Raw genomic sequence first — 12,371 nt, forward strand, 5'->3', positions numbered from 1 at the left:
AATTAGGAACGTGCTATTCTCATTTTTAAACGGAAACGTTTCCGAAATAATTGGAAAGGTTACCAAGAGCGAAACTTTTTGTTTAAGTAGTATTAAAAGAGTAGCGAGAAATCAAAAATAAGGACGATGATTATCTTTAAAGAAGGAGTAAATAAGATGTATGTTGAAGGAAGAATGACCGTTGAACGAGCAAATGACTACATTCAAGAAAATCGGGAGAAGGTCAATCCGCGTTATCGACCCGCTTTTCACGTAGCGCCGCCAGTTGGATGGATGAATGATCCAAATGGGTTTATTTATTACCAAGGAGAATATCACTTGTTTTATCAATACTATCCTTATAACAGTCAATGGGGTCCGATGCATTGGGGTCATACGAAGTCGAAAGATTTAATTCATTGGGAAGAGTTACCTGTCGCACTGGCACCAGATGAGTGGTATGACAAAGATGGTTGTTTCTCTGGTAGTGCGATTGAAAAAGACGGTCGTCTCTATTTAATGTATACCGGGCATGTGGTTGAAGACGACGTTGTCACGCAAACCCAGTGTATTGCGGTTTCCGATGATGGAATTACCTTTGAAAAGTTAGCGAGTAATCCAGTGATTGGAGCGGAATTGTTAGGCGATGAAGGAAGCATTCATGATTGTCGTGATCCAAAAGTCATTCAACATGACGGTCGCTACTATAGTGTCTTAGCGACGAAAACACCGGATAATCGTGGCAAAATTTTATTGTTTGCTTCAGATGATTTAATCCAGTGGTCGTTCTTTTCGGTTCTTTTAGAAGGGACTGCGACACAAGGCGTGATGTGGGAATGTCCGGATTTATTTCATTTGGATGGGAAAGACGTGTTGATTATGTCACCGATTCAGATTCAGCGTGACGCGCATGAATACCATAATACAAGTTCAACAATGGCTTGGATTGGTGAAATGGATTGGGAAAGTGGGACGTTTCTTGTGGAGAATTCTCATGAGATGGACTACGGAATGGACTATTACGCGCCTCAAACGTTACTGGATGATCAGGGTCGCCGGATTTTAATTGCCTGGATGCAAATGTGGGAGCGGACGTATCCAACGCATGAATTAGGTCACAATTGGACCGGTGAAATGTGTTTGCCGCGTGAATTAAGCATCAATCATAATCGTTTAGTCCAACTTCCTGTTTCTGAAATCTATGACTATTTGACTGATCAACAAGTTGTAGAAAATATCGAAGTAATAAAGGAACCGGTTTCGTTTCCAGATGTGGTGACGGAGAACGTCTATCTAAAAATTGTTGCTGATTTATCTCAAGCACAGAAACTGACAATGGCGTTTGCTAAAAAAGAACATCAGTCATTATTCATGACGTACGACAAGGAAACAGCGCTCTTTTCATTTAGTCGTGAGAACTTTGGTTATGCGATTACTGGAATCGAAAAAGAACAAGTGCATACTCGAGAATTTCCGGTCGCACTCATTCACGACCAACTAACAATCGAGATTTTCCGTGATACAAACGCCATCGAAATTTTTGTCAATGGACAAGAGACAAGTACGTCGACCTTCTATGAAATTGAAGCAAGTAGCGAACTTGTTTTTGAATCACAAGGGAAAGCCTTGATTACTTCGTTTAAATCAGCACAAGTCAACACCGCTTGTGAAAGAAAGCGATAGCATTTTTAAGCCTTCTCGATTATACTAAATAGTAGATATTCTTTAGAAGGAGACGATTACATGAGTGCCACAATGAAAGATGTCGCCAAAATGGCAGGTGTAAGGATTGAAACTGTTTCTCGAATATTAAATAACGGTCCAGCTAAACCTTCCACTCGCAAAAAAGTAGAGGCTGCGATTGAAGCATTGAATTACAAACCCAATGATTACACTCGTGGTTTAAAACTCGATCGTACATTTTATGTCGCGTTAATCATTCCAAGTGTCTGGCAACCTTTTTTTGCTGAATTTGCTTTCCATGTTGAAAATGCACTCGAAAAAAATTTTTACAAAATGCATCTCTGTAATTCCAACGGTACCGTCGATAAAGAAAGAGAATATTTACAAATGGTCATGCAACATCGCGTAGATGGAATTATTGGGATTACCTATTCAGATATTGATGAATATATCTCAAGGAATTTCCCGTTTGTCAGTATTGATCGTTATTTTACCGAAGACGTGATTTATGTCACGGCTGATAATAGTAGTGGCGGACGGCTAGCTGCGCAAAAACTACATGAACTCGGCTGTCAACATGTGGCCTATATTGGTGGCTATCAAGATACGCCAAGTGAGATTACGAACCGTCGAAAATATTTTGAACTTGAATGCCAAGAATTGGGGAAAGAATGTCTGATCCTAGAGATGCTCGAACCGATTGAAGATTTAAAAAAAGAAGTTCGTCACTTTTTGACAGCACATCCTGAAATTGATGGCATTTTTGCCATCAGTGACACGGTAGCAATCGATGTCTGTGAAGTCTTAGACCAAATGGGTCGCATGGTACCAGATGAAGTCCAAGTTATAGGTTTTGATGGCCAACGCATCCATAAAGATGCACCGTATCTCGTCTCAACGATTGTTCAACCGATTCAAGAAATGGCAGAAGTTGCCGTTGATCGCTTACTTCATGTCATGAAAGGCGAGTCGGTTCCACAACGAACGGTTCTTCCGGTCCACTATGGGCAAGGAAAAACGACGAAAAAATTGAAATGATGAAAAATCGTTCCCTGAGATAGGGGACGGTTTTTTTAGTGTGCGAGGGAGTGGGGAGAGAAAGAAGAATTAGTTTTTTTTTGTTATTTTTTAATTTGATTTGATTATTTTATGAAGAAATTAGAAAGAAATGGCCTGAAAAAAACTTCCGAAATTTCACGCAACAGTTAGCATAAGGGAAGTTTTTTCTCCTTGTTTATGCTATGCTTTATACAAGAACAACTTTTCATTTGATAAGGAAGAGGAGGATCAGTCATGAGAGATTTTAAGTTCATTAAGCGAGTGGAGCAGTTAGTCAAGCCCATCGACATTGCGACGCTACAAGTCTTAGTACCAACATTGTATTGGTGACGTTATTACTGGTATTGTTGTTTACTTTGTTATAACAGCGGTAGCGCAACAAGCACTTGGTGGCAGTCTGAGCTAGGTATTGCTTGAAGCGTTCCATTTGTTAGTTAGGAGATTATGATGTCTGAAAAAAAATATACGACGCTCACGTTACTCACGTATTTCATTGCGTTTTTAGCACCAGCGTTTGGTCCAACGTTAGAAATTCGAATTATTTTGACGATCTTAACGTATTTAATCGGTTCAATCGTGATGATACGTCTCTACAAAAAAACGACTCAATCGCTTTCTTTTGAAGCGAATCCTATGAGTAGGGGTCGTATTATAACGCTCGGAATTATCGGGATTTTTCTCGCGATTTTATTACAAAATGTGATGATTACGATTGAACTTTATTTTGGTGGTCAAGTGGATTCCGCCAATACCCAAGGGATCTTGGAATTAATTTTCCAAAATCCGTTAATGATTTTAGCCGTGATGATTGGTGGTCCAATTATGGAAGAATTTGTCTTTCGCCGGGCGATTATGGGGATGGTGACGCGTCGTTCGAATCTTTGGCTAGGCGTTCTCGTGAGCGCGGTACTGTTTGCGCTGATGCATCAAGATGGTCACTGGTTACTTTATTCCGCATTAGGCGCCTTTTTTAGTTTGCAATACATCATTACCGGCAGTATTTGGACCTCGGTTATCACGCATGTCGGGATGAACACGTTGGTTATTTTAGCGAATGTGATTGTCGAAGTGTATAATTTACCCGTTAAATAAGTGTCAGTTATCGAATTTGGTGCATGAGAGGTAAGTGTTGGCTAACCCTTATTATTATGGTGTTCCTGATGCCTATGTTAAAATAAAATTAGAACATTTTGTTGCTGTCGAAAGAATAAAATGAAAAAATAGTATTTTTACAAGGAGGAATTAAGGTGGATTATGTTAAAAAAGCATGGTTAAATGGATTATTTTTTATTGTCGCCTTAGTCGTCAATGCGCTAGGTGCCTTTGGTCTCATCAATGGTAGTTCACAAAAGGAAGTATCCGATAAGTATTTAACGTTGATTACCCCGGATCCATCGACCTTTAGTATCTGGAGTGTTATCTATCTTTTCTTAACGCTTTCGATTGTCTTCATGATTTGGAAAAAAGAGGATGCCTATTACCAAGCTGCTATTAATAAAATATCGTATTTATTCATCTTTTCTTCTATTTTAAATATGGCTTGGATTATCGCCTTTTCTTTTGAACAATTAGTGTTATCCACGATCTTTATTTTAGTATTTGCCGTAACGTTGACCTTAATTTGTTTAGAGTTACTGAAAATTCAAACGGGTCAACATTTCTTATTACCACTCACGTTTGGGTTATATACAGGTTGGTTATTCATCGCTTCTGTGGTGAATGTCGCGGCGACGTTAGTCAAAAATGAGTGGAACGGTTTTGGGTTACCAACAGAAGTCTTAGCATCCGCGACGTTAATTGTGGCGATCGTTTTAGTCTTTGGTGTGCTATTACGGGTCAAAAATGCGGTTTTCCCGATTCCAATTGCGTGGGCCTTCTTTGGAATTTATCGTTTCTTAATTTCTCCAGAAGGATTTAATGATGCTTATCCAATGTTAAAAGTGGTCTCACTTGTTGGGATGGCCGTGCTTTTAATGATGAGTGGTTTACAACTATACAAAAACCAATATTGGGTAATTCCAAAAAATCACAAAGCGTAATCAAACACCAAAATCCCTCTGCCCTGTGTGGGTTAGAGGGATTTTCGTGTCTTAATCGGACAAAGTCTAACCAATTTTGACTTTTCTAAGAAGATTTGTTCAAAAGACTTGCAAAACGAAGCAAAAGTGAGTAATATAAAACATGTAAGTTAGCACTTGGCAATGTCGAGTGCTAATGAAAAAAACGAAAAAATATCGGAGGGATTTATTGTGTTAAAACCATTAGGTGATCGTGTACTCGTTGAAGTAACACAAGCAGAAGAACAAACAGTTAGCGGATTCGTTTTAGCTTCAGCCGCAAAAGAAAAACCTCAAACTGGTACAGTTGTAGCAGTTGGTGAAGGTCGCCTACTCGATAGTGGCGATTTGGCACCCGTTCCTGTAAAAGTTGGCGAAACAGTTTTATTTGAAAAATATGCTGGTTCAGAAGTGAAATACGAAGGCCAAGAATACATGATTTTCGCAGTAAAAGATATTATTGCAGTTGTAGAATAAAAAAATAATTAATGAGGTGAAGGAATAATGGCAAAAGAAATTAAATTTGCAGAAGACGCACGTAGCGCAATGTTACGTGGAGTAGATAAATTAGCAGATACTGTAAAAGTAACTTTAGGTCCAAAAGGTCGTAACGTTGTTTTAGAAAAATCATTTGGTTCACCACTCATTACAAACGATGGCGTAACCATTGCAAAAGAAATTGAATTAGAAGATCACTTTGAAAATATGGGTGCGAAACTTGTTTCAGAAGTTGCTTCTAAAACAAATGATATTGCTGGAGATGGAACAACTACTGCAACCGTCTTAACACAAGCAATCGTTCGTGAAGGGATGAAGAACGTGACTGCTGGTGCAAATCCACTGGGCGTTCGTCGCGGAATTGAACTTGCAACTCAAGTAGCTGTTGAAGAATTACATGCAATTTCTGTCAAAGTGGATTCAAAAGATGCGATTGCACAAGTTGGTTCTGTCTCTTCAGGTAGCGAACAAGTCGGCCAATACATTGCAGATGCAATGGAAAAAGTGGGCAACGACGGCGTGATCACCATTGAAGAATCAAAAGGAATCGAAACAGAATTAGACGTGGTTGAAGGAATGCAATTTGACCGTGGGTACTTATCACAATACATGGTGACAAACAACGATAAAATGGAAGCTGAACTTGAAGCACCATACATCTTAATTACGGATAAGAAAATCTCAAACATCCAAGATATCTTGCCGTTATTAGAACAAATTTTACAAGCTTCTAAACCATTATTAATCATTGCAGATGATGTTGATGGCGAAGCATTACCAACCTTAGTATTAAACAAAATCCGTGGAACATTCAACGTGGTTGCAGTTAAAGCACCAGGATTCGGTGATCGTCGTAAAGCGATGTTAGAAGATATCGCGATTTTAACAGGAGCGACAGTCATTACAGAAGACCTTGGGTTAGAATTAAAAGACGCAACGATTGATATGTTAGGACAAGCAAGCAAAGTGGTTGTCGATAAAGACAATACTACAATCGTTGAAGGTGCAGGTTCATCTGACGCTATCGCTGCTCGCGTACACTTAATCAAAAATCAAATCGTAGATACAACGTCTGAATTTGATCGTGAAAAATTACAAGAACGCCTAGCGAAACTTTCTGGCGGAGTCGCAGTCATCAAAGTCGGCGCACCAACTGAAACAGAATTAAAAGAATTAAAATTACGTATTGAAGATGCGTTAAACGCAACACGTGCAGCCGTTGAAGAAGGCATGGTTTCCGGTGGGGGAACTGCTTTAGTCAACGTAATCGAAAAAGTTGCAGCCATTGAAGCAACTGGCGATGTGGCAACAGGTGTGAAAATTGTCTTACGTGCTTTAGAAGAACCAGTACGCCAAATCGCAGAAAATGCTGGCTACGAAGGCTCTGTAATCGTGGATCAATTAAAACGTGCAGAACTAGGCACAGGATTCAACGCAGCAACTGGTGAGTGGGTAAACATGCTTGAAGCAGGAATCGTTGACCCAACGAAAGTAACCCGTTCTGCTTTACAAAACGCAGCATCCATCTCTGCTTTACTCTTAACAACAGAAGCAGTTGTGGCATCAAAACCAGAATCAGCTGGACCAGCAATGCCTCCAATGGACCCATCAATGATGGGCGGCATGATGTAAACTCGCTTTTAAACAAAGCTTGATACGAAAGAACCACATGAGACGTTTGTGCTCATGTGGTTTTTTGGTTTGTCATGATGAAAGAACGGTTCTTCGCTAAATGGTGTGTAAGCCAGTATTCAAAAGAAGCATAGAGACGAACGGTCGCCTAGTACCAAGACCTGTTAGATACTCATTCTCCAATATTTTAGGGGTAGGACTTTTCTTCAAATTGAAAAGCCCCCTTGAATTGCGCACAGCGTGACCTTACTATTCTGTTTTCTACCTATTTATCCTTCACTCTCATCAGTCGTAAACTATTTAATGCTACCAAAATAGTAGCTCCCATATCGGAAAGAATCGCTATCCAAAGGGTTAACCATCCCGGGATAACTAATAGTAAGGCAATTATTTTAATTCCGATAGCAAAAGTGATGTTAGCTTTAATGATATTTAAAGTTTTTCGACTGAGTCTTACTGCAAATGGAAGCTTACTTAAATCATCTCCCATTAATACAATATCAGCTGTTTCAATTGCAGTATCCGTTCCAGCACCGCCCATTGCAATTCCAACAGTAGATGCAGCAAGTGCTGGAGCATCATTAACGCCATCGCCAATCATAGCTACATTATCATGCTCCGATTGCATTTTTTTAATATAATCTAATTTATCCTGTGGCATCAATTCAGACTGAATATCAGAAACGCCTATATGTGTACCGATTGCATTTGCAGTACCTTGATTATCACCTGTCAGCATAATTGTTTGCTTGATACCTAACTGATGAAGTTTTTGAATCACATTTTTACTTGTTTCACGAACCTCATCTGCAACGGCAATTACACCGAGAATTGTTTTTTCCGTTCCAATAATCATGGCTGTTTTGCCTTGATTTTGTAGGATTTTCACATTATTTTCAAACCCAAGGCTAAAATCGGAAACATTTAATTCCTTGAAAAGTTTTGGGCTTCCAATATAGTAAGTAGTTCCGTTTACAATCCCTTTTATACCTCGCCCAGTAATCGAAGTGAATTCTTCCACTTGTACATTAGAATAAGGGATATTATCTTGCTCTGCCTTTTTCATTATTGCTGAAGCAAGTGGATGTTGTGAACGATATTCTAAAGCTGTAATGGTAGAGAATAGCTCTTTTTCTTCCACTTGGTCATTTAATACTTCAAAATCTGTTACCACTGGTACACCTTTTGTCAGTGTTCCTGTTTTATCAAATGCGACTGCCTTAATGGCTCCTAATTTCTCGAGATAGACACCACCTTTAACCAACACACCTTTTTTCGCTGCATTTCCAATTGCCGAGACAATCGAGATTGGAGTAGAAATAACTAATGCACAAGGACATCCAACTACAAGAACTGCTAATCCTTGATAAACCCATGTATCCCAACTGCCACCAAAGAATAGGGGTGGAACGACTGCAACCAAGGCTGCAATAACCATAATGATCGGAGTGTAGTATTTTGCAAATTTATCAACGAATGCTTGGGCTGGAGCACGCTCCCCTTGTGCTTCTTCAACAAGATGAATAATCTTGGCAATGGTTGTATCTTCTACGTATTTGGTGATTTTTACTTCAAGTAGTCCCTCTTCGTTAAGCGTACCTGCAAATACTTCGTCATCTACCGCTTTGGAGATGGGAACGGATTCTCCTGTTATAGCTGCCTGATTGACAGCCGACAAGCCATTCACAATGATTCCATCCATGGCAATTTTCTCCCCTGGTTTGACAATCATGATATCACCCACAGCGATATCGTCCACATGGATTATTATTTCCTGACCATTTCGTCTAACTAGTGCTTCTTTTGGGGCGATATCCATCAATGAACGTATGGATTGTCTTGCTCTGTCCATAGAGAAGCGTTCAAGTGCTTCACTGATTGCAAAGAGAATAACAACAATAGATGCCTCTGCCCATTCACCAATAACGGCAGCTCCAATAACGGCAACGGTCATCAGGGTTTTCATGTCGAAATCAAAGCGTATCAAATTTTGAAAACCGACTTCAAATAATGAATATCCGCCAATTACAATAGAACCTACAAATAACATGGAAGTTACGAGGTTATCTTCTCCATTTACAAAATGAGAAAGGTAACCAAAAGCAATTAGTAGTGTGGCAAACAGCAATGTACTATGTTTTTTATAAAATGGTGTTTTCTCTTCTTTATGAGCCTTAGTGTCATCTTTAACCCTTTGTATCGTTTGATTCGCTAGTTTTTCAGGAGATACTTTTAGATTCTCAAAAGCACCTGCTTTTTCAAGTTCTTCAACCGATGCATTTCCATATACATCAATTTTAGAAGCGCCAAAGTTTACTTTTGCATCCTCAACCCCAGCTATTTGTTTTACATTTTTTTCAAACTTCCCCGCACAATTTGCGCAGGAAAATCCTTCCACACGGTAAACGTTTTTATCTTTAATTACCACAGGTTCTACCCGTCTTTTAGGTTTCTCTGGTGCCACTTTAAGATTTTCAAAAGCACCAGCCTTTTCTAGTTCTTCAACAGTTGCACTGCCGAAGACATCAATTTTTGAAGCTCCAAAATTTACTTTTGCGTCCTGAACGCCTGGAATCTTTTTAACATTTTTCTCAAACTTTCCTGCACAATTTGCACATGAAAATCCTTGGACCCGATAGACGTTCATTTCTTCTTCCATTAGTTTAACCTTTTGTTCAGACATTGACCTTCACTTCTTTCTTATGTGCTAGGGCGATCATCATTATCTGCCTGATATGTTCATCATCTAAAGAATAGAAAGCTAGTTTTCCTTCTTTTCTAAAGTTGACCACCCCTTGCTTATAAAGCGTACGTAAATGATGAGATGCATTTGCTATCGTAACACCTAAGATATTTGCTATATCACAAACACACAACTCTTCATCCTGACACAGAGCGTAAGTAATTTTTGCTCTATTTTCATCGGCAATAGCCTTTAACATTTGGCTAACACCAGAAATATCAACTGTTTGTAAATCCCCTTGTATTCGATTAACCTTTTCTTCGTCATAACAAAAAATTTCACAAGTATCTTTCTTTTTCATATTATCATCCCACCTTCATTCAAATATTTATTTGAATATATTATAACCATTTTCGACTCATCATTCAAGCAAATATTTGAATGAAAATAAAAGAGGGAGCATTTAGCCATATTATCAGCGATTATCCTAAAAATCGCAATAGCTATTTATCTGGAAATAGACTAAACTAAAGGCGTAATCTAAAAAATAGGGGGTTGGTAAAATGGTTGAAGCAATTAAAAAAGTAACAAGTCATATTATTGTTAATGGACTCTTGAATATTGCATTAGGATTAGCGGTATTGATTAATCCACAAGGTGTTTTTGATATCAGTGTTGGACTACTTTCCATTTATTTAGTGATTATCGGTTTCATTAATCTTTTTGATGGTCTACGTGAGAAAAAACGCAGTGGCGGATTTGGAATGTTTTTAGCGTATGGACTGTTTTATATCGTGAGTGCCGCAATTATTTATTACTTTGCTGTCGATATTTTACGTGCCTTTCCGTTTATTCTCGGTCTAGTTATCTTATTTTCAGGATTTTCACAATTGTTTCGTGCGATTCATTTTCGAAATATCCCGAATATTAATACGGTTCCAATGTTTCTCTATAGTGCGATATTAATTGGTCTGTCCTTATTCTTTATGTTTAATACTTCTATTAGTCTCATCTTATTTTTTAGAATATATGGTTTTATCTTATTGGTGATGGGAGCCTTAGATTTATTCTTTGTCTTCTACTTAAATAAAAAAGCAAAACAATAACATGATCAAAGACCTTGAGGAATCAGGGTCTTTTTTTCATGGGAGGATGGATGCAACGAGGGAAGGAATTGGATATGTTAAAAGCACTTCTTTTGTGTGTTTATGGTTTTTTCGACTATTTTGACTCCTTTTGACGTTTATTTTTCGATTATTTGTTATAATAGAAAGGTAGATTGAGAAGAGGAGTTATTTTATCATGGATAAATTATATGCAGATGACAGTTTAACTTTACATACCGACTTATATCAAATTAATATGATGTACACTTACTGGGCGTTAGATCGAGCGGATACGCATGCGGTTTTTGAATGTTATTTTCGTGAAATGCCGTTTAAAAATGGCTATGCTATTTTTGCGGGGTTAGAGCGTTTAGTCAAGTATTTAGAAGCGTTAGCGTTTAGCGAAAGCGATTTGGATTATTTGCGCGATTTAGGCGAATATCCAGAAGAGTTTTTAACGTATTTACGTGAGTTTAAATTTGCTTGTACGATTCGTTCGGCGAAAGAAGGGGAGTTGGTCTTTGCCAATGAACCGATTATTCAAGTGGAAGGACCGCTAGCGCAAGCACAGTTAATCGAAACGGCGCTTTTAAATATCGTGAACTTCCAGACGTTGATTGCCACGAAAGCAGCCCGCATTAAATCCGTTATCGGCACAGATCCGCTCTTAGAATTTGGTTCGCGTCGGGCGCAAGAGATGGACGCGGCGATTTGGGGAACTCGAGCAGCCTTCATTGGAGGGGCTGGAGCGACAAGTAATGTCCGTGCCGGGAAAATTTTTGGGATTCCAGTTAGTGGTACGCATGCGCACTCTCTCGTTCAGTCATATGGGAATGATTACGATGCGTTTAAAGCGTACGCGATGACGCATAAAGATTGTGTCTTTTTAGTTGATACGTATGACACGTTAAAACTCGGTGTGCCCACTGCGATTCGTGTGGCGAAAGAGTTGGGTGATCAAATTAATTTCTTAGGCGTACGAATTGATAGTGGTGATATGGCGTATATTTCTAAAAAAGTTCGTGAACAACTCGATGAAGCGGGATTCACGGAAGCAAAAGTCTATGCGTCAAATGACTTAGATGAAAGTACGATTTTAAGTTTGAAAATGCAAAAAGCCAAAATTGATGTTTGGGGCGTCGGCACAAAACTGATTACGGCCTATGATCAACCCGCGTTAGGGGCTGTTTATAAACTGGTATCGATTGAAGACGAAAATGGGGATATGATTGACACCATCAAGCTTTCGAGTAATGCTGAAAAAGTCTCAACGCCCGGTAAAAAACAAGTGTGGCGCATTACGCGTAAAAAAGATGGCAAATCAGAAGGCGATTATGTCACTCTTTGGAATGAAGATCCGCGCGAAGAAGAAAGTATTTTTATGTTCCATCCGGTGCATACGTATATTAGTAAGACGGTTACAGAGTTTGATGCGCGTCCCGTGTTGCAAGATATTTATCTTGAAGGAAAACAAGTCTACGAATTGCCTTCTTTAGGCGAGATTAAAGCCTATTGTCACGACTGTTTAGATGCGTTATGGGATGAATACAAACGCGATTTAAATCCGCAACCATACCCAGTCGATTTGTCAAAAGAGTGTTGGGATCATAAAATGAAGACTTTTGATGCTGTTCGTCAGCAAGTCAAAGAAATGCAAGAATAGGAGTGAAATCC

The 12,371-nt window shown here is 38.9% G+C and carries 10 protein-coding genes; 8 read left to right on the forward strand and 2 right to left on the reverse strand.

Annotation, left to right across the window (positions count from 1 at the left end):
* Nucleotides 1–156 precede the first annotated feature (156 nt).
* The 6 genes from IGI68_RS06980 to groL all read left to right on the forward strand — a co-directional run bounded on the left by IGI68_RS06980 (nucleotide 157) and on the right by groL (nucleotide 6,908).
* Nucleotides 157–1,662, forward strand: coding sequence for a glycoside hydrolase family 32 protein (locus IGI68_RS06980; protein WP_438731758.1), 1,506 nt, complete (start codon nucleotides 157–159; stop codon nucleotides 1,660–1,662).
* A 60-nt stretch (nucleotides 1,663–1,722) separates the two neighbouring features.
* Nucleotides 1,723–2,700: a LacI family DNA-binding transcriptional regulator gene (locus tag IGI68_RS06985; RefSeq protein ID WP_438731761.1), complete on the forward strand. Its 978-nt coding sequence runs from the start codon at nucleotides 1,723–1,725 to the stop codon at nucleotides 2,698–2,700.
* Nucleotides 2,701–3,168: 468 nt separating this feature from the next.
* Nucleotides 3,169–3,813, forward strand: a complete 645-nt coding sequence (locus IGI68_RS06990) for a lysostaphin resistance A-like protein (protein WP_438731764.1) — start codon at nucleotides 3,169–3,171, stop codon at nucleotides 3,811–3,813.
* 155 nt (nucleotides 3,814–3,968) lie between these two features.
* On the forward strand, nucleotides 3,969–4,760 hold the full coding sequence (locus tag IGI68_RS06995; RefSeq protein WP_438731767.1) for a tryptophan-rich sensory protein: 792 nt from the start codon (nucleotides 3,969–3,971) through the stop codon (nucleotides 4,758–4,760).
* Between the two features lie 210 nt (nucleotides 4,761–4,970).
* Entirely contained in the window at nucleotides 4,971–5,255 is a 285-nt protein-coding gene (groES, locus tag IGI68_RS07000) for a co-chaperone GroES (protein WP_071875514.1), read from the forward strand.
* A gap of 27 nt (nucleotides 5,256–5,282) precedes the next feature.
* Nucleotides 5,283–6,908, forward strand: coding sequence for a chaperonin GroEL (gene groL / locus IGI68_RS07005; protein WP_071875515.1), 1,626 nt, complete (start codon nucleotides 5,283–5,285; stop codon nucleotides 6,906–6,908).
* 265 nt (nucleotides 6,909–7,173) lie between these two features.
* On the opposite strand, the gene IGI68_RS07010 is transcribed toward groL, so the two are convergent.
* A complete protein-coding gene (locus IGI68_RS07010) occupies nucleotides 7,174–9,591 on the reverse strand; it encodes a heavy metal translocating P-type ATPase (protein ID WP_438731771.1) in 2,418 nt (805 codons plus the stop codon).
* Nucleotides 9,584–9,952 (reverse strand): Cd(II)/Pb(II)/Zn(II)-sensing metalloregulatory transcriptional repressor CadC, encoded by a 369-nt coding sequence (gene cadC / locus IGI68_RS07015; RefSeq protein ID WP_011304078.1) that lies wholly within the window; start codon nucleotides 9,950–9,952, stop codon nucleotides 9,584–9,586. Before cadC ends, IGI68_RS07010 begins: the two co-directional genes overlap by 8 nt.
* A 202-nt stretch (nucleotides 9,953–10,154) precedes the next feature.
* Between cadC and IGI68_RS07020 the strand changes: the two genes are divergently transcribed.
* Together IGI68_RS07020 and IGI68_RS07025 are read left to right on the forward strand one after the other, a co-directional pair.
* Nucleotides 10,155–10,697 (forward strand): HdeD family acid-resistance protein, encoded by a 543-nt coding sequence (locus IGI68_RS07020; RefSeq protein WP_438731776.1) that lies wholly within the window; start codon nucleotides 10,155–10,157, stop codon nucleotides 10,695–10,697.
* Nucleotides 10,698–10,893: 196 nt separating this feature from the next.
* On the forward strand, nucleotides 10,894–12,360 hold the full coding sequence (locus IGI68_RS07025) for a nicotinate phosphoribosyltransferase (RefSeq protein WP_071875532.1): 1,467 nt from the start codon (nucleotides 10,894–10,896) through the stop codon (nucleotides 12,358–12,360).
* Nucleotides 12,361–12,371 lie beyond the last annotated feature (11 nt).

This window comes from Enterococcus sp. DIV1314a, assembly GCF_051713805.1.
Classification (GTDB): Bacteria; Bacillota; Bacilli; order Lactobacillales; family Enterococcaceae; genus Enterococcus_I; species Enterococcus_I aquimarinus.